The 25,506-nt window shown below is 45.3% G+C and carries 29 protein-coding genes; 6 read left to right on the top strand and 23 right to left on the bottom strand.

Features of this window, described 5'->3' with window-relative positions:
- Window positions 1-119: 119 nt before the first annotated feature.
- From NST56_RS06270 to fabH, 3 genes are all read right to left on the bottom strand, one after another.
- Window positions 120-905: a DUF2268 domain-containing protein gene (locus NST56_RS06270; protein WP_268446763.1), complete on the bottom strand. Its 786-nt coding sequence runs from the start codon at window positions 903-905 to the stop codon at window positions 120-122.
- A 79-nt stretch (window positions 906-984) separates the two neighbouring features.
- Window positions 985-2,223, bottom strand: a complete 1,239-nt coding sequence (gene fabF, locus NST56_RS06265) for a beta-ketoacyl-ACP synthase II (RefSeq protein WP_106022352.1) — start codon at window positions 2,221-2,223, stop codon at window positions 985-987.
- Window positions 2,224-2,245: 22 nt separating this feature from the next.
- Window positions 2,246-3,184, bottom strand: coding sequence for a beta-ketoacyl-ACP synthase III (gene fabH, locus NST56_RS06260; protein ID WP_010333732.1), 939 nt, complete (start codon window positions 3,182-3,184; stop codon window positions 2,246-2,248).
- A gap of 165 nt (window positions 3,185-3,349) precedes the next feature.
- Here fabH and NST56_RS06255 point away from each other — a divergent pair, with 165 nt between their 5' ends.
- Complete coding sequence (locus NST56_RS06255; RefSeq protein ID WP_081638273.1) at window positions 3,350-3,580, top strand: hypothetical protein; 231 nt, start codon at window positions 3,350-3,352, stop codon at window positions 3,578-3,580.
- 29 nt (window positions 3,581-3,609) lie between these two features.
- On the opposite strand, the gene comZ is transcribed toward NST56_RS06255, so the two are convergent.
- From comZ to NST56_RS06235, 4 genes are all read right to left on the bottom strand, one after another.
- Entirely contained in the window at window positions 3,610-3,801 is a 192-nt protein-coding gene (comZ, locus tag NST56_RS06250; RefSeq protein WP_003224559.1) for a ComG operon transcriptional repressor ComZ, read from the bottom strand.
- Window positions 3,802-3,815: 14 nt separating this feature from the next.
- Complete coding sequence (locus NST56_RS06245) at window positions 3,816-4,769, bottom strand: BMP family ABC transporter substrate-binding protein (RefSeq protein ID WP_339180750.1); 954 nt, start codon at window positions 4,767-4,769, stop codon at window positions 3,816-3,818.
- Window positions 4,770-4,860: 91 nt separating this feature from the next.
- Window positions 4,861-5,424 (bottom strand): hypothetical protein, encoded by a 564-nt coding sequence (locus NST56_RS06240; protein WP_168747415.1) that lies wholly within the window; start codon window positions 5,422-5,424, stop codon window positions 4,861-4,863.
- 83 nt (window positions 5,425-5,507) lie between these two features.
- Window positions 5,508-6,245: a hypothetical protein gene (locus tag NST56_RS06235; protein ID WP_168747414.1), complete on the bottom strand. Its 738-nt coding sequence runs from the start codon at window positions 6,243-6,245 to the stop codon at window positions 5,508-5,510.
- Between the two features lie 258 nt (window positions 6,246-6,503).
- On the opposite strand from NST56_RS06235, the gene NST56_RS06230 reads away from it, so the two are divergent.
- Window positions 6,504-6,689, top strand: a complete 186-nt coding sequence (locus NST56_RS06230) for a YjzD family protein (protein WP_010333727.1) — start codon at window positions 6,504-6,506, stop codon at window positions 6,687-6,689.
- 45 nt (window positions 6,690-6,734) lie between these two features.
- Here NST56_RS06230 and NST56_RS06225 read toward each other — a convergent pair whose 3' ends face one another.
- From NST56_RS06225 to NST56_RS06165, 13 genes are all read right to left on the bottom strand, one after another.
- On the bottom strand, window positions 6,735-6,914 hold the full coding sequence (locus NST56_RS06225) for a YjzC family protein (RefSeq protein WP_010333726.1): 180 nt from the start codon (window positions 6,912-6,914) through the stop codon (window positions 6,735-6,737).
- A gap of 101 nt (window positions 6,915-7,015) precedes the next feature.
- Window positions 7,016-7,972 carry an ornithine carbamoyltransferase gene (argF, locus tag NST56_RS06220; RefSeq protein ID WP_339180745.1) on the bottom strand — a complete coding sequence of 319 codons (957 nt, stop codon included), beginning with the start codon at window positions 7,970-7,972 and terminating at the stop codon, window positions 7,016-7,018.
- Window positions 7,960-11,052, bottom strand: a complete 3,093-nt coding sequence (locus tag NST56_RS06215) for a carbamoyl phosphate synthase large subunit (RefSeq protein ID WP_339180742.1) — start codon at window positions 11,050-11,052, stop codon at window positions 7,960-7,962. Before NST56_RS06215 ends, argF begins: the two co-directional genes overlap by 13 nt.
- Window positions 11,045-12,106, bottom strand: coding sequence for a carbamoyl phosphate synthase small subunit (locus NST56_RS06210; RefSeq protein ID WP_339180739.1), 1,062 nt, complete (start codon window positions 12,104-12,106; stop codon window positions 11,045-11,047). Before NST56_RS06210 ends, NST56_RS06215 begins: the two co-directional genes overlap by 8 nt.
- A gap of 70 nt (window positions 12,107-12,176) precedes the next feature.
- Window positions 12,177-13,334 (bottom strand): acetylornithine transaminase, encoded by a 1,158-nt coding sequence (locus NST56_RS06205; RefSeq protein WP_339180736.1) that lies wholly within the window; start codon window positions 13,332-13,334, stop codon window positions 12,177-12,179.
- Window positions 13,331-14,107 (bottom strand): acetylglutamate kinase, encoded by a 777-nt coding sequence (gene argB / locus NST56_RS06200; protein WP_229147824.1) that lies wholly within the window; start codon window positions 14,105-14,107, stop codon window positions 13,331-13,333. The genes NST56_RS06205 and argB overlap by 4 nt, the downstream gene beginning before the upstream one ends.
- A 14-nt stretch (window positions 14,108-14,121) precedes the next feature.
- Window positions 14,122-15,342, bottom strand: a complete 1,221-nt coding sequence (gene argJ / locus NST56_RS06195) for a bifunctional ornithine acetyltransferase/N-acetylglutamate synthase (protein WP_268447699.1) — start codon at window positions 15,340-15,342, stop codon at window positions 14,122-14,124.
- A gap of 19 nt (window positions 15,343-15,361) precedes the next feature.
- On the bottom strand, window positions 15,362-16,399 hold the full coding sequence (gene argC / locus NST56_RS06190; protein ID WP_268504855.1) for an N-acetyl-gamma-glutamyl-phosphate reductase: 1,038 nt from the start codon (window positions 16,397-16,399) through the stop codon (window positions 15,362-15,364).
- A gap of 204 nt (window positions 16,400-16,603) precedes the next feature.
- A complete protein-coding gene (locus tag NST56_RS06185) occupies window positions 16,604-17,143 on the bottom strand; it encodes an MFS transporter (protein ID WP_029441206.1) in 540 nt (179 codons plus the stop codon).
- Window positions 17,143-18,573 carry an FAD-binding oxidoreductase gene (locus NST56_RS06180; RefSeq protein WP_339180732.1) on the bottom strand — a complete coding sequence of 477 codons (1,431 nt, stop codon included), beginning with the start codon at window positions 18,571-18,573 and terminating at the stop codon, window positions 17,143-17,145. Before NST56_RS06180 ends, NST56_RS06185 begins: the two co-directional genes overlap by 1 nt.
- A 58-nt stretch (window positions 18,574-18,631) precedes the next feature.
- Window positions 18,632-18,802 (bottom strand): YqaE/Pmp3 family membrane protein, encoded by a 171-nt coding sequence (locus tag NST56_RS06175; protein WP_003224527.1) that lies wholly within the window; start codon window positions 18,800-18,802, stop codon window positions 18,632-18,634.
- 62 nt (window positions 18,803-18,864) lie between these two features.
- Entirely contained in the window at window positions 18,865-19,173 is a 309-nt protein-coding gene (locus NST56_RS06170) for a metal-sulfur cluster assembly factor (RefSeq protein WP_003224525.1), read from the bottom strand.
- A gap of 64 nt (window positions 19,174-19,237) precedes the next feature.
- On the bottom strand, window positions 19,238-20,005 hold the full coding sequence (locus NST56_RS06165) for a prolyl oligopeptidase family serine peptidase (protein WP_339180727.1): 768 nt from the start codon (window positions 20,003-20,005) through the stop codon (window positions 19,238-19,240).
- Window positions 20,006-20,124: 119 nt separating this feature from the next.
- Between NST56_RS06165 and yitU the strand changes: the two genes are divergently transcribed.
- The 3 genes from yitU (at window position 20,125) to NST56_RS06150 (ending at window position 21,391) form a co-directional block, all read left to right on the top strand.
- Entirely contained in the window at window positions 20,125-20,937 is an 813-nt protein-coding gene (yitU, locus tag NST56_RS06160) for a 5-amino-6-(5-phospho-D-ribitylamino)uracil phosphatase YitU (protein ID WP_339180724.1), read from the top strand.
- 103 nt (window positions 20,938-21,040) lie between these two features.
- Complete coding sequence (locus tag NST56_RS06155; RefSeq protein WP_010329347.1) at window positions 21,041-21,193, top strand: hypothetical protein; 153 nt, start codon at window positions 21,041-21,043, stop codon at window positions 21,191-21,193.
- Entirely contained in the window at window positions 21,194-21,391 is a 198-nt protein-coding gene (locus NST56_RS06150; protein WP_003224518.1) for a DUF3813 domain-containing protein, read from the top strand. It abuts the gene before it with no gap.
- 30 nt (window positions 21,392-21,421) lie between these two features.
- Here the strand turns inward: NST56_RS06150 and NST56_RS06145 are convergent, their stop codons facing one another.
- Window positions 21,422-21,877 (bottom strand): BsuPI-related putative proteinase inhibitor, encoded by a 456-nt coding sequence (locus NST56_RS06145; RefSeq protein WP_010333713.1) that lies wholly within the window; start codon window positions 21,875-21,877, stop codon window positions 21,422-21,424.
- An 18-nt stretch (window positions 21,878-21,895) separates the two neighbouring features.
- On the bottom strand, window positions 21,896-22,738 hold the full coding sequence (locus NST56_RS06140) for a YitT family protein (protein WP_010333712.1): 843 nt from the start codon (window positions 22,736-22,738) through the stop codon (window positions 21,896-21,898).
- Between the two features lie 138 nt (window positions 22,739-22,876).
- Between NST56_RS06140 and NST56_RS06135 the strand changes: the two genes are divergently transcribed.
- A complete protein-coding gene (locus NST56_RS06135) occupies window positions 22,877-23,731 on the top strand; it encodes a DegV family protein (RefSeq protein ID WP_168747403.1) in 855 nt (284 codons plus the stop codon).
- A gap of 41 nt (window positions 23,732-23,772) precedes the next feature.
- On the opposite strand, the gene NST56_RS06130 is transcribed toward NST56_RS06135, so the two are convergent.
- Entirely contained in the window at window positions 23,773-25,395 is a 1,623-nt protein-coding gene (locus tag NST56_RS06130) for a M4 family metallopeptidase (protein ID WP_326331269.1), read from the bottom strand.
- Between the last annotated feature and the right edge of the window lie 111 nt (window positions 25,396-25,506).

The raw sequence follows: 25,506 nt of genomic DNA, 5'->3' as shown, positions 1-25,506 counted from the left end.
AAATAATATTGAATTATCGAAAAATTTTATAGTTGTATATTATTACAATCATTTTGCAAAATCAAGAATTTTTTAGGATAAATGTAATATTATTAACGAAATTCCATTATTTTATTCTATTAAAGCGTTGCCTTCAAAAAGGTTTCAGGAGAGATGGACAGCCCGTCTGCTGTATTGGCTTTGTTCTCTGATAAATATTTTTTTACAATATTGAATCCGACTGCATATCCAAGCATTTTCGGCTGGTATCCTTTGCCGTATAAAAGCTGATCGAACAATCGATGTTCCCGTTTAATGTTCAGATGGGGCGCAATCTTTTTTTCGTAAAAAACCTCAAGCTGCAGAGGGGTATACCAGTTGGTCCAGTCAGCCGTTTGGCTCTGGCCTAACCTCTCATAAACAGCATATTCTGCCAACCCCTCCATGATGATTGTATCAAGTAATGTGACGTCTTTTTCCTCTTTAGTCATATGATCTAACCGGCAAACATGATGATATTCATGTGTCATAAGGGCTGACACCGAGGATAATTCGATATCTGACGAGAGAAAGAGAAACATTTTATCTGGAAAGGCGAGCCCTGATTTTGATCCGAATTCTAAACGGATTCTTCTGTTTCGTTCATCAACCGGCAGTGCTACGATTGGCACGTCAGGTCCTTGCCACTTCTTTTTGAGATACTGCTCCTCTTTTTGTATATGCTGAAAAAGTCCTTTTTCTTTCAGAATGGAAGACGTGCTTATTCCCTCTTCTATGTTTTTAAACATTCCGTGATGCTGCAAATGTCTCAAGATGCCTTTCCAGTCTTCTTTCTCCGTTCCTGAAAAGTGCGGGACAATGTAATGCGCCAGATCATCTATTGAAGCGGCTTTTTCAAACCATTTGTATGTTTGTTCCACGCTCATGCTATCGCCTCCTCTTTTTTATCCTATGCGCACGAAAAAAACCGGCTACCCTTTTAGGGCAGCCGGTTTGGCGTCATGATTACTGATATTTTTTGAAGATGAGCGTTGCATTATGTCCGCCGAATCCCAGTGAGTTGCTGAGAACATAGCTGAGATCTTGTCTGCGTGCTTCACCAGGCACATAATCTAAATCGCATTCTTCGTCAGGCGTTTCAATATTGATTGTTGGCGGGATCATGCCTTCTTTAATGGCAAGGATAGAGAAAATGGCTTCAATACCGCCCGCCGCGCCTAGAAGGTGGCCCGTCATAGATTTTGTAGAGCTTACCGCAAGTTTGTAGGCATGCTCGCCAAAAACAGTCTTAATCGCCATTGTTTCGTATTTGTCATTGTAATATGTGCTTGTGCCGTGAGCATTGATATAGTCAATCTCTTCAGGCGCAATGCCCGCATCTTTAATGGCTTCTTGCATCGCTCTCGCTCCGCCTTCGCCGTCTTGGGCAGGCGCTGTGATATGATAAGCGTCTCCCGTCGAGCCGTAACCGACGATTTCTCCGTAAATTTTAGCGCCGCGTGCAAGTGCGTGCTCAAGTTCCTCAAGAACGATAATTCCCGCACCTTCACCCATGACGAATCCATCACGGTTTTTATCAAACGGACGGCTTGCTGTTTTCGGATCAGGATTTGTAGAAAGCGCTTTGTTGGCACTGAAGCCAGCGAATGACATTCTAGTCAGCGGCGCTTCTGTTCCGCCTGTGATCATAGCGTCTGCATCGCCGCGCTGAATGACTTTAAACGCGTCACCGATAGAGTTTGTCCCTGTTGCACATGCAGTTACCGTACAAGAGTTAACTCCCTTTGCTCCTAAAGCAATAGAAATTTGGCCTGTCGCCATATCAGGAATCATCATCGGCACAAAAAACGGGCTTACCCGTCTTGGGCCTTTTGTTAAGAAGATTTCAAATTGAGACTCAAGCGTTTCAAGTCCTCCGATTCCGGAACCAACCCAAACACCGACTCTCGGCGCGATTTCATCAGTAATTTTAAGACCTGCGTCTTCAACCGCCATTTTCGCAGCGACAACAGCATATTGAGTGAAACGGTCCATTTTTCTTGCTTCTTTTTTGTCCATGTAATCTTCAACATTAAAGTCTTTTAATTCAGCGGCTACTTTAGCCGGATATTCTTCAGCATCAACACGAGTGATCGGACCAATTCCGGACACACCGTTGATTGCGTTATTCCAACTTGTATCAACGTCGTTGCCAAGCGGAGACAATGCTCCGAGTCCTGTAACAACTACTCTTTTTTTACTCATCTTGTGTGCACCTCACCTTTTTTTATCGGCCCCAGCGGATTGCAATGGCGCCCCAAGTTAATCCTCCGCCGAATCCTACCATGACGATCACATCGCCATCTTTGATTTTACCGGCTTCCAATTCTTCTACAAGAGAAATAGGAATGGATGCGGCAGAAGTGTTTCCATATTTATGAACTGTTTTAGACATCTTTTCGACAGGAAGCTCTAAACGCTCACGTGCAGCTTCCATGATGCGGATGTTCGCCTGATGCGGAATCAAAAAGTCGACGTCCTCTTTTGAGAGCCCTGCTTTTTCAATGACATTTACGCATGATTCACCCATTTGGCGGACCGCAAATTTGAAAACTTCACGTCCATTCATGATTGTATGTCCTTTTTCATTCAGATACAAGTGCTGACCGCCTGTGCCGTCTGCTCCTAGTTCAAATGAAAGAATTCCTCTGTCATCACTGACTGGCCCGACTACCGCAGCGCCCGCTCCGTCGCCAAACAGAACGGCTGTGTTGCGGTCTTCCCAGTCTGTAATGCTTGAGAGCTTTTCTACACCGACAACAAGGACATGCTTATAGGTTCCGGATTCAATAAATTGTTTGCCGGTTACAACCCCGTACATAAAGCCTGCACAAGCCGCGCTGATATCCATGGCACATGCTTTCTTTGCGCCGAGCTGCTCTTGAATCATACAAGAAACTGTAGGAAATGACTGATCAGGTGTGACAGTCGCAACGAGAATCATATCGAGATCCTCAGCGGACACTTCAGCTTGTTCCAGCGCTTTTTTCGCTGCTGCAACAGCCATATGTGATGAATATACGTCATCTGCGGCAATTCTTCTTTCTTCTATTCCTGTTCTTGTACGAATCCACTCGTCAGAAGTTTCAACCATTTTTTCTAAATCATGATTTGTTAAAACCTTCTCAGGGATATAACGTCCAACTCCAAGTATTCCAGCTTTCATAAGGGAAGACTCCTTTATATAGTTAATTTAGAAGATCAATCAGGTTATGATCAATTATTAGTATCAGGTACTAATTCTATCCTATTTTTTTTCACATGGCAATATATTCGTCTAAACTATCAGTTCAACTTACTCATAGAGTATGGTATATGGAAAAGGAGGCGTATGCAGGTGGATGTGTTTTCAAAAATGATGTTCGGCGATAACGCCAAACAAAAAACAGAAAAAGAAGAAGTGCAGGAGGAGGAGGTTTCCCCGACCAACGAAGAAGAGACGATTGATTACATGTATATCATGAACCAAATCGGTTCGATTATGAACTCTCTCGATCAAATCAAACCCGCTCTGAAGGAGCTCGCACCTATGGTATCCGCTATTAAAAAGAAAATCATGTGAAAAGCCACTTTCGAGAAAGTGGCTTCTTCTTATTCGGTTTCAGATTTTGCGTCGGATTTACCTAGCTCGTAGGCTTCCGCCATTACCGTTGTAAATAAATTCATAAACGGCTGAATGGCCTCCATCGACAGTTCTATTCCCGATTTTTCTAGCTGCTCTTTCGCTTCAGGCAGATATTTCATTGCAATTTGCAAAAACTCAAGTGATTTTTCGTGCTGCATGTGACGTCACCCCGTTACTCGTTTTTTGGCAGTTCACCTGTTTTGTTATACATTTTGACCAGTTTGGCGATTTTTTTCTGAAAGTCTTTGTCCACAAGCGGACTGAAGGTTCCCATTTCGACAACTCGGCTTTTCAGATCGTAATAGTGATCGCCGCCTTTTAAAGTGCCTTTGTCGAATTGCTCAGCTATGATTTCATAGGCCTTGTCCACATTTTGCACCGTGCTGGTTAACACGGTGTTCTCGCCAAGATCGGATTGATCTGTGACATAGCCGATCGCATATAGGCCGTCTTTTTTGATTTGCTGAATGACAGGAACATTATACCCGTCTCCGGCAGGATACACAACATCCGCGCCTTCGTTCTTCATTTTTTGATAAAGGTTAACCGCAGTCGAATCATCATCCCAGTGATCCGTATATTTTGTATTCACTTCTATATTAGGATCTTCATACTTAGCCCCTTTTATAAAGCCGTCAACTTCTGGCTGCCATGTAAAAGAAGCGATAACACCGACCTGATTGGTTTTTGACATATGGGCAGCAGTCATTCCGCCGAAAAAGCCGATTGCTTCCCCGCTGAGATGGACGCTTGTGACATTGTCCGCTTTTGCTTTTGCATTTGAAATCACAAACTGCATATCCGGATAGTCTTCACTGACCAAGTTAAATACTTCTTCAAACTCACTTCCATGGCCAAAGAGGAGATTGACGCCGCGCTTATGAAAATCTTCAATCGCATTTATAATATCTTCATCTGTTTTTACGCCTTCTTTATAGTAGACGTCCACATTGTATTTAGACTGTATATTCAATAATCCTTTATACCCTTTTGTGCCCCATACGAGGTCATTAATCGTATCAGGAAAGAGCATGCCGATCTTCTCAATTTTTCCTTTAAACGGAGTTTGTCCACATCCGCTTAATAAAAGGAGGACAGAAAAGATCATGACAAGCCTTGTGATCAAGTCATGTTCAACTCCTTTTTGACAAGCTATAACATGTATTAAAATGATATGTTTATTGTATCTAGAAAACTCGAAACATGGAAGGTTTTTCTTAATATTTGTCGAAAATTGATGGAAATTGTCTTTTCCACTCGAGAATTTTTGTTTTCGCTTCATCTTTGGAGGTTTTTTTAGTGATTTGCAAATCAAAAATGGAACTTTCGCCAGGATCACGGCCGGGGTCTAGCAGGAATCTCAAAAGCTCTTCAGCTACATCTTCTGTATAAAAGCCCTCTTCCTCCTGTTCTTCTTTCCACGGCCCATACATTTTCGGAAGAATCACCGCTTTTTCTGAACCTGTCTTTTCACGTTTCTCCCACTCTTTTCGGTCTTGTTCATATACCAAAACATAAGCTGATTTATATTGATCCAAAGGCAAAAAGCCGCTGCCATATTGGATACAAATTGTATCATATAATTGATCCTCAATGTGCTCGAGCTTCCGAAAGTGCTCATTTCTCCCAAGCCACATGAGTCTTTCCTCTAAGTACATTTGTCTGCTTTCATCATCTGTTTCAGCCAAAACGACATCGACGTATATGCCTTCATCCATCATTCGCTCGCATAAAGAAAGGCCGAAAAATTCATCCGCCCCTACAATCAGCGTTGATTTCATTTCATCTGCCGCCCTTCCGGTTTTTCATTTTATCCAAAGCAAAACAGCCTCCGCAAAAGAGAAGGCTATTGTTATTGTATTCTTTATAGCTCTTTTTCATGACTGTGAAAGAATTTGCAGATTGATGCATAGATCCTGCTTGGGTGCTCAAATAAATGAAACGTTATGTCAACCGGACAGCCTTGTTTTCGCTGCTGCATTTCCTTAAATACCTCCGCATGCAGGCTGTACGGATACGGAGATCCGGTCATCCTCTGCCATATATGAACCGGTACGCTGCTCGGATAGGTTTCGATTGTTTTATAACGAAGTGAAGCCGCTTCTTTTTCGGGGATTTCGTAACTTTCCGATACTTCTTTCAAAAATTGCTTATAGAAAAATTTATTTTCTTTTTCTGATTCATAATGTGCCTGAAGATCGAGACAAGGATTCAACATCGCGGCTGATCGGATATGATCCGGGGAAAAACGAAGCAGTTCATCGGCCACGAGAGCGCCCATTCCTTCTGCTAAAATATGAATCTTCGGATTGAGTATTTCCTGCTTCAACACGAAATGTATCAGCTGCTTGGCATAGGTGACCGCTTTTTCCGCGCCCCAGTGCCTTCCGAACAGATTGCTGTTAAAAATGGTATAGCCTTCGTCCCTCAGCATATTTAAAAGCTGATTTCTGCCGTAATGCTGAAGCCAAAAGCTCGAATCATTACCGACAAAGTGGGTTCTGTCTCCGAGGACGAAGATACCGAAGCCGTTCGGACGATAGGGCAGGTGAATCACGTTATGCTCCGTTCCCAATTGAAAATACCTTTCCGTTATTCCCATCGCTTGCCCGCCTCCTTTCACACTTCATCTCACGCTATCTTATGTAAAAAGAAAAGAAACGAATAAGGTAAAGTCCTAGCCTTTCTATGTTTTGGCTATTATACCAATTGACGATATTTATTTTTTATATTTTACCATTAAAAATGTGACGAATCAGACTCTTTTGTCACCTCACTTTCTTCTAAAATTAGATTCCCCCTTGGCTTTATGTATGGTATGATAACTTCTAGAATAGAATGAGAAGGACGAGGTGGAAACGTGCGATTTATTATTGCTTTTATTTGGACGTTCCTTTTATCGCATATGGCATGCTATTTGATTGCCAGCATGAACAGTGTAGCGTATAACTTCACAACATCATCCGTAATTGCTGTCGTTTTATATGTGCTGATCATGGCGCTAGCAGCAATCATGCCTATGAACAACAATGCCAGCCAGCATTAATAAGCCAAAAACCCAAAACATATATTGTTTTGGGTTTTTTCGTGATCACGGTTTTCTTTTATACGTCCACAGGCGGTTGTGATTAGATGTTTCAGGAAACATATCTCCTGCAGACAGATGGACCTTTTGCGGATTTTTGACCATACTCCCCGTCTCGCCGATTTCTACATAGACGCCGTTGTTGGGCGCTTTCTGCCCGGGCCGGAATTGATGCTGCTGTCCCACTGTTTTTCCTCCTTTTCCTTTTTCGTGTAGTATGCGCCTAAGCGGGTGTGAATATGTTTCCATAAAAAAACTGCTGAGAGCCGGCTCAGCAGTTTTTTCGATTATTCTCCGTTGTATAGGATCGCCTTTAACAGCGCTTTTTGCACATGGAGGCGGTTTTCGGCCTGCTGGAATACAGCGGAATTCGGACCGTCAATAATCTCCGCCGTCACTTCTTCTTCACGGTGTGCAGGAAGACAGTGCAAAAATGTATAGTCAGGTTTAGCATGGCTGACAAGCGATGCATTCACCTGGTAAGGCGAAAAGACTGAGAGACGCTCTTGCTCTTCCGCTTCCTGTCCCATGCTAGTGAATACATCTGAATAAATGACGTCCGCATTTTTTACGGCTTCAATCGGATCAGCTGTAAGTGTAATGGAAGCACCTGATTGAAGGGCCGCTGCCTTGGCTGCTTCCACCGCTTCGTCTAACACTTCGTATCCCTCAGGTGAAGCAATCGAGATATCACAGCCCATTTTTGCGCAGCCGATCATCAGGGAGTGCGCCACATTATTTCCGTCACCGATATATGCGACTTTCACACCTTTGAGATCGCCTTTGATTTCCTTGATCGTCAATAGATCCGCAAGCGCCTGGCAAGGATGATATTTATCGGTAAGCCCGTTGATAACTGGAATATCAGCGTGTTCAGCAAGCTCCTCCACCTTTTCATGCTCGAAGGTCCGGATCATGATCGCATCTACATAGCCTGAGAGCACTTTTGCCGTATCAGCCACAGTTTCACCGCGGCCCAGCTGCAGATCTTTCTGGCTTAAAAAGAGGGCATTTCCGCCAAGCTGCGCCATTCCGGCTTCAAATGAAACACGAGTCCGCGTGGATGATTTTTCAAAAATCATCGCAAGGGTTTTGCCTTGAAAAATAGGCTGAATTTTGTTTTGTTTCAGTTCACTGGCTTCAGCAAGCAACGCGCTGATATCCTGTTCACTGAGATCTTTTAGCGTTAATAGGTCTTTTCCGAATAGACTGGTTTGCGTTTCTCCCATATTCACTGTGTGCATGATGCCACTTCCTTTTTATAAAGATCTCTGAGGGAAACAGGGTGCGGACTGCCTGATCCGCTTTGCAAAAACGCCCGTACGGTTTCCTCTTCAGTAAAGACGGTAATGCCGTGTGTCATGGCTTCCAGACGCTCTTTGCGTGCTTCTTCAGAGCCGTTTAAATTGATATGAAGAGCTTTTTCATCCTGTTCCATCCATGAGGCGAATGTACCTTCATGAACCGTAAAACCGGCGTTTTCCGCTAATGTCTTCAAATCTTCGGGTCCGTTTTGCAAATAAATGCTTCCTTTTTGATTCCAAACACGCGTGTAGATTTTTTTCAAGGCGCTGTCGGCGTCGTATGCAACACACATGCCTTCTCCCGTCGATTTCATTTCCGGTCCAAGCTTCACATCTACATCTTGAATGGCATGTGTTGAAAAGACCGGGAACTTTACAGCAACGCCGTGGTGATTTTGAACTGCCGGGTTTACATCTTTTAGAGATGCCCCCGCCAGAAGCCGTGTGGCGAGCGGAATCATCGGAACGCCCATGACTTTGCTGACAACCGGAACTGTCCGGCTCGCTCTCGGATTCACTTCAAGGACGAGAATGTTTTCGTTATCGATCACAAATTGGATGTTCATAATGCCTTTAAACGAAAGCTTTCGGGCAATTTTTTGTGCAGCATCTTTCATTCCTTGCTGCAATTTGTTTGTGACGGAAGGCCCCGGGAGAATGGCAAAGCTGTCCCCTGAGTGGACGCCCGCCCGCTCAATATGTTCGGTATATGTCGGGATAAAGACTTCTTCACCGTCGGAAATCAAATCAATTTCGACTTCTTTTCCTGACACGTACTGATCAATCAAAATGGGGTACGGCATGCTGTCTTCTCCGTCCAGCAGCTGAGAAAGCGCAGCTTCCGATTCAACGATAATCATACCCATCCCGCCAATGACATAAGAAGGACGGATTAATACCGGATAGCCGATGCCGTTAGCTTTCTCTGCAGCCTCTTCTTTTGTATAGGCAATTTCTCCTTTAGCATGCTGCAATCCGAGTTCATCAAGAAGCTGATAAAATTGATCGCGATCCTCTAACACGTCAAGCGTTTCAAACGATGTGCCGAGAAGCGTGATTCCGGCTTTTTCGAGCGCTTCAGCAGCATTGATCGCGGTTTGGCCGCCGAACTGCACGATCGCAAAGTCAATGCTTTCCTGCTCCGCCACGTTTAATATGTGCTCCGTTGTCAGCGGTTCAAAATACAGTCGATCCGCAATTTCATAATCTGTGCTCACGGTTTCCGGGTTGTTGTTAATCATAATCGTTTCGAACCCAAGCTTTTGCAGCGTTAACACCCCATGAACAGCACTATAATCAAATTCAACGCCCTGGCCGATGCGGATCGGTCCTGATCCGATAATCAGCGCGCGCTTTTTCTCTTTGCGGCTGATGTCTCCATCGGTTTCTCCGAAATACGTGGAGTAAAAATAGTTGGTTTTCGCATCAAACTCAGCTGCGCAAGTATCAACAATTTTGAAGGAAGGCGTAATCCCCTTCTCCTTGCGAAGAGCGCGCACCTCTTCCTCTGTCTTGCCGATAAGCGAGGCTATCGTTGCATCTGAAAACCCTTTTTCCTTTGCCTTTTTTAATAAATCAAAAGAGAGGTCGCTCCCCGCTTCCATGATCTGATTTTCCAGCTTGATGATATTGTTAAAGGTATGGAGGAAAAACGGGTCGATTTTTGTTTTTGCATGGATTTCTTCTATCGATATCCTTCGGCTTAACAGCTCCATCACAACGAAAAATCTTCGATCGTCAGGTGTGATCGCCAGTTCCCAGAGCGCTTCAATTGATAAGCCGCCGAGCTCGGGCAGATGCGTGCCGACGTTTTTCAGCTCAAGGGAGGCTGCCGCCTTTTGGATTGCCGCTTCTATATTACGTTCAATCGCCATCACTTCTCCGGTGGCTTTCATTTTCGTGCCGAGCTTGCGGTCCGCGTTTTTGAATTTATCAAACGGCCAGCGCGGAAACTTGACGATGACATAGTCCAATGCCGGTTCAAAGCTCGCATAAGTGGAGCCTGTAAGCGGGTTTTTTAATTCGTCAAGCGTGTATCCAACCGCCAATTTCGCAGCCATTTTCGCAATGGGATAACCTGTTGCTTTTGACGCGAGAGCAGATGAACGGCTCACACGCGGATTCACTTCTATAACGTAGTATTGCTTGCTGAACGGATCAAGCGCAAACTGAATGTTGCAGCCGCCTACGACATCAAGTGCAGAAATGATCGTCAGACTTGCCGTCCGGAGCATTTGATAGTCTTCATCAGTTAATGTTTGTGAAGGCGCCACTACGATTGAATCGCCTGTATGCACACCGACAGGATCGATGTTTTCCATATTACAGACGGTAATGCATGTGTTGTTGCTGTCACGCATCACTTCATATTCAATTTCTTTAAAGCCGGCAATGCTCTTTTCTACCAGGCATTGATTGATCGGGCTAGCCAAAAGGGCTTGCTTGATCATGGCGGTAAATGCTTCTTTCGTAGGCGCGATGCCCCCGCCTTTTCCGCCTAACGTGTAAGCAGGCCGGATAATGACCGGAAAGCCGATCGATTCCGCAAAGCGAATGGCGTCGGTTTCGTTATCGACAATTTCGCTCTCTGGAACTGGCTGATTCAGCTCGTTCATTAAAGAACGAAATTTCTCCCGGTCCTCTCCTTTTTGGATTGTATCCACGGATGTACCTAGAAGTTTGACGCCGTGCGCCTTTAGGATACCCGCCTCTTCAAGTTCAACCGCTAGATTCAGTGCAGTCTGCCCGCCTAAATTGGCCAAAAGTCCGTCGGGCTTTTCTTTCTTAATAATGTCTGTTAAGCTTTCCGCCGTCAGCGGTTCAAAATAAATGTCATCCGCGAAAGCTTCATCGGTCATAATTGTGGCCGGGTTGTTGTTGACGAGAATAACCCGATAGCCTTCTTCCTTGAGCGCGATGCACCCTTGAGTGCCTGAATAATCAAATTCTGCCGCCTGGCCGATGATAATCGGGCCTGAGCCGATTACTAATATGCTTGAAATACTGGTGTCTTTAGGCATGGGCGATTTCTCTCCTTGCTGGTATCACATTCTTTAAATAATCATCAAAAATCCATTCGCTTTCCGCCGGTCCGGGATGGGCTTCCGGGTGGAATTGCACACTCATGACTGGCAGCTTTTTATGGGAAAGCCCTTCAACTGACGTGTCATTGACATGGTGGAATCTGATCGTCAGCTCTTCTTGGTTGATGGATTTTTCATCAACCACATAGCTGTGATTTTGGCTGGTCATGAAAACCCGCTTCGTTTCACGGTCGATGACCGGATGGTTTGCGCCTCTGTGTCCAAACGGCAGCTTAAACGTATTTCCGCCAAAAGCGAGCGCAATCAGCTGATGGCCGAGACATATGCCGAGCGTCGGAAAACGGCTGACGATGTTTTTGATTTGTTCCATATACGGTGTAATGGCTTTCGGATCTCCGGGTCCGTTGGATAACACGACACCGTCCGGCTTTATGCCGTAAACAGTTTCCATTTGCTGATACGGTATAACGGTGACCTTGCAGCCTCGTTTCACGAGTGATGATGCAATTGATTTTTTATAGCCAAAGTCAATGAGAGCGATATGTTTATTTCCTTCGCCGATTGTGCTGATGTCCTGTGCTGCCGCCTGTTCTGCGACGTTCTCAGGCTGCAGAGCAATCTCAGCCGCTTCTTTAGAGGCAGTGACAGACGCCCCCATCGTTCCGTTCGCACGGATTTTTTTGACGACAGCCCTCGTATCGATATGGGATAAAAGCGGGATGTTCCATTTTTTCAGATATTCCTTAAGGCTGTATACCGCTTCATGATGAGAAAAATGATCGCATGCCTCGTAAACAACAGCTGCTTTCACTTGCGGTTTTTTGCTTTCAAAGTCGTTTTCATTAATGCCGTAGTTGCCGATCAGCGGATACGTAAATACGATAATCTGTCCTTTGTATGACGGGTCTGTCAGCACTTCCTGATAGCCCGTCATTCCTGTGAAAAACACAGCTTCGCCCGTGCAGTTTTCATGTCCGTCCAGTTCGCCGCTGAACACTGTCCCATCTTCTAATACTAAATAACCTTCCATCTAAAAGCCCACCTCTTGATGAATAATTAATTATACAAATGAATTTTTATGCTTTTATATCGAAAAAAAATTACAAATTGACAGCGGAATGCTGTGCAATCGCTTGTTTCAGCTTGCTGATGGCTTCTGTTATTTCATCCTTTGTCACGGTGAGCGGCGGCAGCAGACGAATCACGTTCGGTCCGGCCGGCAGTACGAGCAAGCCTAATGTCTGCAATTCAGTAATGATGTCTGCAACCGGCCCATCACACTCAATTCCAAGCATTAATCCTTTGCCGCGGATTTGCCTCACAAAAGGACTCTTCAGTTCAGCCTCCAGCTGTTCTTTCAAAAACGCACCCTTATCAGCAGCCTCTTGCAGAAATTCAGGCTGGAATACAACCTGCAATGTTGCATTGACGGCGGCCATCGCCAGCATATTCCCTCCAAAAGTCGTTCCGTGAGACCCAGGAGTAAACGCTGTTCCCAGCTCTTTCTTTCCGATTACCGCACCGACTGGAAAGCCGTTCCCCAATCCTTTTGCAGCCGTGATGATATCAGGTGAGAGGCCGAAGTGTTCGTATGCGAAGCCTTTTCCTGTCCGTCCAATACCCGTCTGAATTTCATCTACGATCAGAAGCGCCTGCTTTTCCTTGCAAAACGACTGTACGGCTGTTAAAAATTCTGCACTGGCCGGATTGACTCCGCCTTCTCCCTGTACGGTCTCAAGCATGACCGCGGCTATGTCGTCTTCCCCCCCAAGAGCGTCAAAAGCGGCAGGATCATTGTACGGGAGGTAGTGAAAGCCTTCCAGCATCGGGCCGAAGCCTGTTTTGATTTTATCCTGTCCGGTAGCTGCCATCCCTGCATAGGTGCGGCCGTGGAATGATTGAAGAAATGTGATGATTTTCGTTTTTCCAGTTGCCTTTCGTGCCAGCTTAATCGCGCCTTCATTCGCTTCCGCTCCGCTGTTGCAGAAAAAAACGAGATCTCCGGCACTGTTTGCCGCTAACTGCTGTGCCGCTTGCTCCTGAAGACTGTTTTCAAACAGATTGGATACGTGCCATACGCTGTCGAGCTGTTTTTTAACCGCTTCTGTGACCGCTTCATGGCAGTGGCCTAGGTTGGAAACCGCAATCCCTTGAATGAAATCGAGGTATGTTTTGCCGTTTTGATCCTCAACGCAAGTTCCCTTCGCTTTCTTTATCTCGATGTTCCACCGACCGTAGGTTTGAAACAAGCTGCTCATGAAACAGCCTCCTTTGCTTTGACGATTTTTGTTCCTTCAAATGTTTGATTTGAGAAAAACGACCCTTTTCCGTTTACGATCATCACTTCTGAAACCTGATCCGATAAAGCTGACAAGGCTGAATTGACCTTCGGTATCATCCCGCCTGTGATCACTTCCTGTTTGATGAGAGTCTGAATTTCCTCAGGGGTCAGGATGTCGAGACGCTGTTTTTCCTTCATGATTCCCTCTACGTCTGTGACGAACATCAGCTTATCGGCTTTCAGCGCCCCGGCGACCGCCGAAGCCGCAAGATCAGCATTGACATTCAGTGTTTTGTAGTCGCTCGTCAAGGACAGGGGCGCGATAACCGGAATGATGCCTTCATCCATCAGCGCATTTACCATAGAGGCATTAACCTTTTTAATTTCTCCGACTTCGCCGTATGTGTCTGGATCGAGATAGTCTGCTTCGAGAAGGCCTCCATCCTTGCCGGACACTCCCGCAGCCCGCAGCCCGTGTTTGGCAAGCTCGGCAACGAAAAATTTATTGACTGAGCCGGACAGGACCATTTCAGCCACTTCCAATACTGGTTTGGTTGTTTTCCGCTGTCCGCCTGAGAACTCTGTTTTGATGTTTAACCGTTTCAGCATATGTGTAATTTCCGGTCCGCCGCCGTGCACGATTGCCAATTTCCATCCTGATTCCATCAATTCTTTCAGGTTTTGAAAAAATTCTTCCGACAGCTCACGGATGACACTTCCCCCGCATTTAAAAACGATTGTTTTCTTCATTGTGCTCCCCTTTATTACGTGCGATAGCTCGCATTAATTTTGATATAATCATAGGTCAGGTCACAGCCCCATGCTCTTCCGTTCCCGTCCCCTTCATGCATCTTGATGACAATGGCAATCTCGTCTCCTTCGAGGTATTCTTTCGCGAGAGATTCAGAGAATGGCTGAGGTTCGTTGTTTTTAAACAGGCATTGGCCCCCGAGATAAACCTCTACTTCTTCAGCCTTCACCTGGGCCGCGCTGTGCCCGATAGCCCCGATGATGCGCCCCCAGTTTGCGTCTGTTCCGTACACAGCTGTTTTTACGAGGTTCGAACCGACAATTTTCTTGGCAATTACGTTTGCATCAAGATTGTTTTTTGCCCCTTTTACTTGGGCTTCGATTAGTTTTGTCGCGCCTTCTCCGTCTCTGGCAATCTCCTTAGCCAAATCTTCGCAAGTCATAAGAAGCGCTTTTTTAAAGAGCGGCCAGTCCTTATGATCTTCCGTAAGGCACTCATTTTCCGCGCAGCCATTTGCCATGACCAATACCATGTCATTGGTGGAGGTTTCTCCGTCAACTGTAATTTGATTAAAAGAGACGTCAGTGATGTCGCGAAGCACTTTTTGCAGCGCTTTTTCTTCGATTGCCGCGTCTGTTGTCACAAACCCCAGCATGGTGGCCATGTTTGGGTGAATCATTCCGGAGCCTTTAGCCGCTCCGCCGATGGTGACTTTTTGACCGCCGATTGTCAGTTCATAGCACGTTTGCTTGATGACGGTATCTGTCGTTAAAATCGCTTCCTCGAAATCTCCCGATCCCGCAGGTGTTTGTTTCAGGAGCTCGATGCCTGCCTGAATTTTTTCCATGTCTAAATATTCGCCGATGACGCCCGTTGATGAAACAGCGACAAACTCCGGCTCAATACCCAGCTGTAAAGCGAGGCTCTCCCGCATTTTGTATGCGTCCTCTAAGCCTTGTTCCCCTGTACAAGCATTGGCAATGGCGCTGTTGACAATGACTGCTTTCAGAGCTGATCCATGCTTTAAGCTGTCCTGTGTGACTTTAATCGGAGCCGCCTGAAAGTGGCTTTGCGTATAAACTGCCGCGCTCACTGCCGGTGTCTCGCTGATGATGACACCAAGGTCTTTTTTCGAGTAGCGCAGTCCGCAATGCACACCCTTTGCCTGAAATCCTTTCGGCGAGGATATATCACCTTTTACTTTCACTATTTGATCTTCACTCAACTGAATCATGGTTCGATTCTCTCCTGTTCTATGGATAAATTGGTGTCATGGTCAGACCTGTCTCTTCGTTCCAGCCATTCATGATATTGAAATTTTGTACTGCCTGCCCGGCGGCACCCTTCATCAGATTATCAATTACAGATACGATCGTTACCCTGTTTGTTCTTTCGTCAAGGGTAACGGATACATCGCAGAAATTGCTGCCGAACACTTCCTTCGTTTGCGGATAATGCCCCATAGGCCTCACTTTCACAAAATATGAATCTTGGTAAAATTCCGAATATAAATCGTGCAGATCTTCTGCAGATAGATCAGATGTTAATTGCGTATACATCGTCGCCATGATTCCCCTTGTCATTGGAACCAAGTGAGCAGAGAATGTAATAGCCTTCAACTCTGGCTGCCATTCTTTTAACGTCTGTTCAATCTCGGGGGTGTGCTGATGTTCATTTACTTTATAAATTTTAAAATTGTCGTTAAGCTCAGAAAAATGAGTTCCCATGGACGCTTTCCTTCCCGCGCCGGAAACGCCTGTTTTCGCATCAACGATAACGAACGATTCATCAAGCAGCTTTTTTTGTGCCAAAGGCGCGAGGCCTAGCAGTACAGCCGTCGGAAAGCAACCTGGATTGGCGATGAGCTTCGCCTGCTGAATGTTTTTTTGATTCAGCTCTGAAAGGCCGTAAACCGCCTCTTGAATTGTTTCTTTTGGTGCCGCTGTCCGTTTATACCACTTTTCATATACAGCAGGCTCTTGTATCCTCAGATCACCTGACAGGTCAATAACCGGAATTCCCGCCTCTGCAAGCTGCGGAGTCAGTTCACTTGATACTCCCGGGGGCGCAGCAAGAAACATGACATCGATTTCCTGTTTGATTGTATACATATCAATGGGCTTCAGCTTCTGCTCAGCCAAGCCGGTTAGATGAGGGTAAACATTACTATAGACCTTTCCTTCTCCGCTGGATGAATAAAGTATACATTCTTCTGCATGAGGATGATGTGTAAGAATCCTGACAAGTTCGGCGCCCCCATAACCCGTAGCACCTACAATTCCTATTTTCAAAACGAATTCACCTTCTTGGTCTTTGTGAAATTATTTAACATTATAACATGAATAAAAATTAATTCAATCGTATATTTAATATTTTTATTCATTTATAAATTTTCTGTTCAACAAAAAAATCCACTCTTAAAAAGCAAACAGAAATCGCTTCAAATTGTTGTTCCAGCGCCTTTTGCAGCTGCATAAAAAAACAGGCTGACCGTGTCAGCCTGTTTTCATCATCATCAATCCGCTTAGAAAATATAGAATAGAGCTTGTATAAAAAATCATTTGCACCGTAAAAAAGTCGGCGAGAAAACCGCCGAGCATAATAGCAGCCGCTGAAAAAACAGCGGTCCAAAAATGATAATTTCCAATCTTTTTTCCACGTTCCCCAGTGTCTGTAAAGTCGGCGATTAATACTTTTTCTCCGTGCTTTTGCATCGCCCCAAAGAGACCTAACAGCACTTGCACGATGTACACTTGAAGAACGCCGTTAACATGCGGGACATACAAAAGCAGAACCGCCATGCCCCATGAGTTCGCAAGCAGATAATAGCGGCTGTCGATCCTTTCAGACAGCCGGCCGAGGAGCGGGTAAATGAGCGCTCCGCTCAGTCCGAATAATCCATAGGAAAACCCGAACTGCGTATAGCTTGAGCCGATATTTTTCACAAACAGAATGTAAAACGGAAAAATTAAACTGCTTGCGAAAAACACGCTGCTTTGTGAAAGTGTCAGCCATTTTAATTTGTTTTTCCCCATTATTTATACCTCTGATAAAAGTAATTCATAAACCGCTCATCCGGATCGTACGTGCGTTTTTTCTGAAAAAACGCTTCGGTTTTCGGGTACGCCTGTCTCATTTGCGCTTTTGTCTGATATGTCATATACGGCAGATAATAGCTTCCTCCGTGTTTGAGCGCAACGTCTGTCATGCGCCTGATGATCCGAGCAGTGTCAGCCTGGTCTTCTTTTAAGAAGCCCTCGTTGATTAAGAGCACGAGCGAAAACATATCTTCCTTCGCATAAGACAGGTCGGCCTTTTCGTTTTTTTGCACATATCGGATCGTGATATTAAGCAGATTCAGGTCTTCATGTGACAGCGTTTGTCTCAGGTCATCAATATAGGAAGCGTACTCCTTCACCGGCACAAAGTATTCCTGCAGCACGTCTGTATTTTCATTGTTTTCGTATTCGAGAAATTTTGATTCTGACCGCATGACGTTATTGCGTGAGATCTTTGTTCCATTTTGGCTTAGAAAATAGGATTGCTGGGTGTTCCAGAGCCAGTTTCTGCCCCACTCGTACCGTCTTGACAGGCCGAGCGCGAATTTCGTCACTTGTGTATGCTCATCTTCTTTGAGATCGCTGTAAGATGTCAGCTGATTCTGCCCCTCTGCTAATGCGTAATTTGTGACATACATGTCTTTCAGAAATCCTTTTTCTGCTGTTGAGATACGCGCCAGATGCATGCGGACACCGGGATTGCCTTTGACATGCTTTGCAAAATAGTCGGCGTATGTACTGTAGTTCATTTTTTCTGTTTGCATGACGTACAGCTCGTCATCCGTTAATTCAAGCTCAACATCGAGAATCACGCCAAAAAGACCGTACCCGCCGATGACTGCTGAAAACAAGTCATCTTTTGGAGTGACGGTGACAATTGAGCCGTCGGCTTTTAATAGGCGGAATGATTTGACTGTATCAATCAGCGATCCGTAGCGAATATCACGCCCGTGGGCATTGGCGCTGAGAGATCCTCCGATTGTAAAAATATTTTGTGACTGCATGACTTTTACCGCAAGCCCGTATGGATTCACGTATTTCTGTATGTCATTCCACGTCGCCCCGCTTTGGATCCTGATGGTTTTTTTCTCTTTATCGAAAGCGAGGATTTTGTTGTAGCCTGTCATGTCGAGAACGATGCCGTCCTCGTAATATGTATGGCCGCCCATCGAATGCTGGGTTCCGGCTATTGAGATTTTTATGTTTTTTCGATTGGCCTCTTTGACTGTGTCAATGAGGTTATTTTCTTCCTGCCCTTTCACTGTCTGCTTAATTTTCACCGGCATCAAACGGCTGACATCCGTCATCTCGCTGGAGTCGTTTTTTTGCTCCGAGTGAACAGAGTACGCAAACAGGGCAGCATACGCACCAGTGCACAGCGCGAATGCAAGCAATTTCTTTTTCATGGCGCTCTCCCTGTTTTTTATGGCCATTATACCATGTTTGCGTCCTCTTTTTTCCAGATTAACGTCTTGCCCGTTTTTCAGCGCGGCGGTCAGCCACGATAAAACAAGCGTGAATGGCGCCCGGCAGCCAAAAGATACATGTCAAAATGAGATTGAGCAGTGCCTGAAACGGCTTCCCCGTAAACAAAACAGCAAGCGGCGGGCATAGAACGGCAAGCAGGTACATCATTTCGCTTCACTCCTTTCAGTTTTAAAAAGGACAGCCTCAAAGTAAGGCTGTCCTCTTTTGTTTTATTGTATGCCAAGCGCGATTTTTGCATATCTTGACATTTTGTCTCGAGTCCAAGGCGGGTTCCACACAATGTGAACTTCCGTCTCTTTCACTTCTGGAATGTCCGCTAACGCTTTTTTCACTTCATCCACGATAATCGGCGCTAAAGGGCAGCCCATTGATGTCAGTGTCATCGTAACGTGCGTTAAGCCGTCTTCATCCATATCAACATCGTATACTAACCCGAGGTTCACGATATCAACGCCAAGCTCAGGATCGACAACCTGTTCCAGGGCGCCCATAATGTTTTCTTTTAATGCTTCTTCCACGTTCCCTCACTCCTTTTTTTATACAGTATAACGTAAATCCGGACAGTGTTAATACCTTTGTGCTTTATAAATGCGTTTCAAACCATTCAACAGTTTTTAACACAGCCGCCCGCGGCACTTTATGATCCGCTCGTTCATCCGCAATAAACTGGAGACGTTCCGGCTGCTCGCGATAATGAGATTTAATCGTGTCATAAAATTTCCGGGTCGGCGCGTAAGGCACGACTTGATCTTTAACACCATGCCAAAATAAAAGCGGACGCTGCTGCAGTTTCTCCGGCTGACGGCTGAGATCCCGCATTTTAAGGCGCTCCATGAGCTCCTGCACCCTTTCCTCCGGCACATCGATATCAATGCCCTGAGATTTGATGTGGTCGATCTGCTGCTGGAACAGTTCAACATAATTCGGGCTTCCCATCAGACTGACGCCGGCTTTTACCCAATCATAAACCGTTAAGGCGCCAAGCGTTGTAATGCCGCCCATAGATGTACCCGCAAGCCCAATACGGCCGCCGTCTATCAGGCCTTCTTTCTCAAAATGATTCATAAGTACATCAAGCTCTTCAATCTCGTTTAGCACGATGTCCCAAAAATAGCCGGCCAGCTTCTCAACAGCTATATGCTCTCCGCGTTCGCCATGGTGCAGCGCCTCCGGTAAAACAGCTCTGAAACCTTTTTCTGCAAGAAGATAAGCAAAATGAAGGTTGTGTTCCTTGGCGCTTGCAAAGCCATGTATAAAGAAAACAAGAGGAACGGCACGGTGCCTGTTCTCTTCTTTTACAATATGTAAAAACGGAATGCCGGAAACGGTTTGATTTTCAATTTGAATCACAATGTCCCCTCCTTAGGATAACCATAATCATAAGTGTAACATGTAGACAATAAAGATGGTAAAAAGCTACACTGTCATTAAGGCAGCTTACGCAAAATCTAAGGTTAAAGGAGCTTTTCATGGAAACAAAACCCTATGTAATCGCATTAGATTTAGATGGAACATTATTAAAGGACGATAAAACAATATCAGAAAACACCCTTCAAACGATACAGCGTTTAAAAAATGACGGACATTACGTCTGCATCTCCACCGGCCGGCCGTACCGTTCAAGTTCCATGTACTATGAGCAGATGAAGCTGACAACGCCAATTGTCAATTTTAACGGAGCGTTTGTCCATCATCCGCAGGACGACAGCTGGGGACGATATCATACCTCGCTGCCGCTTGAAGTTGTCAAACAATTAGTGGATATCAGCGAAAGCTATAACGTACATAATGTGCTTGCCGAAGTCATTGATGACGTGTACTTTCATTACCATGACGAGCACTTGATTGATGCCTTTAACATGAATACAACAAATGTGACGGTCGGAGACTTGCGGGAAAATCTCGGTGAAGATGTTACATCCGTACTCATTCACGCAAAAGAAGAAGATGTACCGGCCATACGCTCCTATTTATCGGATGTGCACGCCGAGGTGATCGATCATAGAAGATGGGCCGCGCCGTGGCATGTTATAGAAATTATTAAAAGCGGCATGAATAAAGCGGTCGGCCTGCAGAAAATCAGTGATTATTACGGTGTGCCGAGGGAGCGGATCATCGCTTTCGGAGATGAGGATAACGATTTGGAGATGCTTGAATTCGCAGGCTGCGGCGTTGCGATGGGAAATGGAATTGATGAGGTCAAGCAGATTGCCAACCGGACAACGGCTACAAATGAAGAGGACGGCGTGGCAAGATTTTTACAAGAGTATTTCTCACTTTAAAGACCGCCCATTTTAATTTTTCCCACTCATAAACGTTACTTCGCCCCACCATACTATTGAAGACGACTCATCTCGTCAAAGTATGGAAGGGGGCAGTCTCACAATGGGTAAACGAAGCAAATCCAGAAGGTTTATTCACCAGGGTAAAGACTCCATCGGGCAACACGCCGCAAGATTTCCATATCGGTCTACTTTAGAAGAAGCTCACCAGCATGCCGCGGCACGAGACTCGGCTGAAAGGCAGTATGAATATTAAATGAGAAACGAACTGTTTCAGCAGGCGAAATCATTTGTTCAACAGGCTGTCATGGTGACAAACGGCTTTGAGGAAGGCGATCAGGAGCAAGCGATTCTGAGGGCCAAAAATGCTGTGTCTTCTGCGTATGCCAATTCGACAGATGCGGAACGTCAACAGCTTCATCAATTTCAAGATCAACTGGATAAATTGCAATAAAAAAAGGCTATGGCGAATCGCCATAGCCTCTTATTTGACTTCAAATTGCTGAACAGCCTGAACCTGCTTGAGATTTTCCGCTTTGCCCTTAAATGTTACCTTCACCTCGTAAGTTCCCGGCTCAGGGACTTCCTTCCACTCATCAGTGAAATCATAGGTTTCTCCCGGTTCAAGCGTCAGGTTTTGAAAAGCCTGTGTAAACATTTTGTCTTTTGAATAACGGTATCTTTCTTTGTGATCTGAATCGTACACGACAAGTTCAAATTTTTGTCCCGTGCTGAATTGAAACTCCACACTGCGTTCGCTTTGGTTCTTCAGTGACATGTTAAACTTGATTTGTTCAGGCTCCTGAATTGCGTCAACAGATAAAACAACCTCTTGATTCTCCATTCCGCCTGATACCTCCTTATCGGGTTCTGTCCGCTCATGTTTCCCGCAGCCCATTAAAAGCACCACAGGCAAGAGCATCACAAGCAGCCGTTTCACGACTTCCACCTGCTTTCGTCAGTCTTTTCTAAAGAAACCAAAAATCCCGGTCGTTTGGACAATGTTTGTAAATGCTTTCGGGTCCACTTCTTTTACGATTTTTTCTAAATCGTACAATTCATACCTCGTGATGACGATAATCATCATTTCTTTCGGCTCGTTTGTAAAAGCGCCTTTGGCTGGGACAGTCGTTATGCCCCGCACCATTTTTCCATAAATGGCTTCTTTAATTTCGTCCGCTTTTTTCGTCACAATCATCGCTGTCAGTTTCATATGCCGGGTATGAATCGCGTCGATCACCCTCGTTGTCACATACAAAGTAACAAGGGTATATAAAGCTTTCTCCCAACCTTGCAATAATCCTGCCGTCAGAATGATAATCCCGTTCAGAATAAAGAAATACGTGCCGACGGGTTTATCCTTCCACTTGGCCAGTACCATAGCGACGATATCAAGACCGCCTGTCGAAGCGCCGTACTTTAATGTTAAACCGATGCCGACCGCGGAAATGACGCCGCCGAATACCGCGTTCAGCAGGATGTCATGAGACAGTCTCATTTCCGGCAGGATTCCCATAAACAACGTGGTCAGTGCGACACTCAAAATGCTGTACACCGTAAACGATCTTCCGACCTTCAGCCACCCTAAAATACCGACCGGAATATTTAAGAGGAACAAGAGCGTTCCCGTCGATATGTAGAAGGGGGCATATTGGTCAACGACGCTTGATAAAAGCTGGGCGACACCCGTAAATCCGCTGGCATATACATCTGCTGGAATCAGAAATAAGTTCAGCCCGGCCGCATTGAGTAAAGCCCCGATGATGACGATGAGTAATTTTTTTGTTTGATCTAGTACCATGGCATGTTCCTCCGCTCATTCTTCTTTATTATGTTTTCCCTTAAAACAAATATTTGAACACGATTTTGAGTAATTAATATGATATAGTTGGCTTAAATCACATGATAACGAGCGATAAATGGAAAGAAGGGAAGCAAAATGACAGTTCACCTCATTGCTGACAGCGCCGCTGATCTGCCTCGTTCTTATTTTGAGGAAAACGGCCTTGGCTTTATCCCGCTTAGAGTTTCTCTCGGCGACAAAGAATATGAAGATGCAGTCACGATCCATGCGGAACAAATATTTGAAGCGATGCAAAATGGGGAAGCGCCCAAGACGTCCCAAGCCTCACCGCAAACCATTAAAAATGTATTTTTGCAATATGCCGAAACAGGAGAGCCCGCTCTTTACATTGCTTTTTCCTCAGGGCTCTCCGGCACCTATCAGACAGCCGTCATGATCGCCAATGAAGTGAAGGAAGAATTCCCCGATTTTGATTTGCGGGTGATTGATTCCAAATGCGCTTCATTAGGCTACGGTCTGGCCGTCCGGCATGCACGCGAACTCTGTATCAACGGAAATACAATACAAGAAATCGAAACGTCTGTAAAGAACTTTTGCGCACAGCTTGAGCACATTTTTACAGTCGATGATTTAACGTACCTCGCCCGGGGCGGCCGAATTTCAAAAACGTCCGCTTTTGTCGGCGGTCTGCTCAATATTAAACCACTGCTTCATATGGAAGACGGCAAGCTTGTGCCGCTTGAAAAAATCCGCGGGCAGAAAAAGCTGTTCAAACGGATTATCGAATTAATGAAAGATCGAGGAGACAATTGGAGCGATCAAACCGTCGGAATCAGCTATGCCGCTAACGAAGGAACAGCCAATGAAATGAAACAATTGATCGAAGACGCCTTCAAGCCGAAAGACATCATCATGCACTCCATCGGCTCTGCTGTCGGATCCCATTCCGGACCCGGCACACTGGCGATATTTTTTCTGGGAAGGTCATAAAAAAACAGCCAGGCTGAAAAGCCCTGGCTGTTTTTTCATTTTTATTGGATTCCGACTGCGTCATATGCCTTTTCGACAGAAGCTGATTGCTTCGAGCCTTCACCGTATAAATCTTTGGCAGCTTCGATTGCCGCTTGCCTCATCATGCTGAAGTCTGAAGAAGGCGTGACGTAATATGTCAAAGCCCGATAATAAATTTGCTCACAAGCTTCACGCCCGATCCCCTCTACCCGCACATCATGGTGCACGCCGCCTTCCGCGAGAAGATATGCCGCTTTATTGTGGATCGACGAATTGATATGCACCCCGCCGTAATCCTCTGTGCCCGTATAACGGTTTGAATAATGATCCGGATTCCCCTGCTTGGAAGGGTCCTCTAACGAACGTAAAGCATCCCCGCGTACGTCCGGCGTATATACATCCTCGCCGATTTCCCAGTCATCCCGGTCTGTCATCACCGCCATAATATCAGAAATGGATTCGTTTAACGCGCCGGGTTCTCCCTGATATAAAAGGCCGGCGGAATACTGGGTGACCGCGTGTGTCATTTCATGCGCCACAATGTCGAGCGATCCGGAAAGCGGCTTAAACTTTGCGCCGTCACCATCCCCGTACACCATCTGCACACCGTTCCACGCCGCATTGTTCCACTGTTTTCCCACATGTACGGTAGACGTAATTCTTGCTCCGTTTTGATCGAAGGAATGGCGGCCAAACGTGCGGCTGTAATAGTCGTAAACCGTTTGCGCGTTTGCATGGGCATCTACAGCCGCCGGGTCTTTAAATACGGACGTGCCGCTGGCCACTTCTTTGCCTGTATACCCGATCAATTGAGACAAAAGGGTAAATAAGGTTTCGTTCAGGTTCTTTGCGTCAAAAGTATTTATCCCTTTTCCCCTTGTTTCATCAGCCAAATAATAACGCCCATTCTGTTCAGTTACTTCAAAGCTTTTTTCTTCGCCTGATACGCCAATTCCTGTACCTGCTGCTTCATGAATGGCATTGAAAGAATCAATGACCTTTCCGCTTTTGGCATGAATGAAATAATGCCAATATCCAGGTTCAGGTTCAGACGTCGAAAGTCTTACAAGGTAGGCAAGATCATATGCGCCTTCGTGCGGATAAATATATAATTCGGCTTTTGGTTCCCCGTCAACATACTCGATTTTTCCAATAGATGCCTCAAGCGCACGGCGCGCTGTATGTATAGCTTTTTTCTTGGATACAGACGGTGTGACAGATATGTCATTTAGTTGCGGGTGTACCTTCCCGAAGAAACTTTTCACTTGTTTGTTTTCCTTCATCGCGACCGCCTGTCCAAAGCCGTATACAGGAATTCCTTTATACACTTCCTCTAATTTAAAAAACGTTTGTTTTGTCTTTGGATCCTTTATGGTTTTCGAAATGCGAAAATGGCTGTTCGCATTTCCTTTGAGCTTAAAATGCGTTTGGTGCTTGTCCAGATATGAAAATAGCGCTTCTTTCTGCGTTAGGTTTTGAGCTGGCTGCCATGATGGCTGTGATTTTTCGATGATGTATGAAGGGGTTTGATACGTATGGTCGTATTTGATGCTTTGATCTGCTGAGGCATTTGATGCAAAAACACATTGAGCCGCCGTGCATAAGCCGGCCATGAATAGAGATGTCTTGAACAGTGTAGGCAAAACACCACATCCTTCCTGATTTGGAACTTATTTTTCGTTCATCCTAACAAAAAAACCGAAACTTGTATGTGGTGCTTCGTTCCTATTTTCAGGAAAAAGAAAGAAGGACAG

Source organism: Bacillus sp. FSL R5-0560, from assembly GCF_037966305.1.
Classification (GTDB): domain Bacteria; phylum Bacillota; class Bacilli; order Bacillales; family Bacillaceae; genus Bacillus; species Bacillus mojavensis.
Note: the sequence above shows the minus strand (reverse complement) of the source record. Positions and strands in the feature narration are given on the sequence as shown.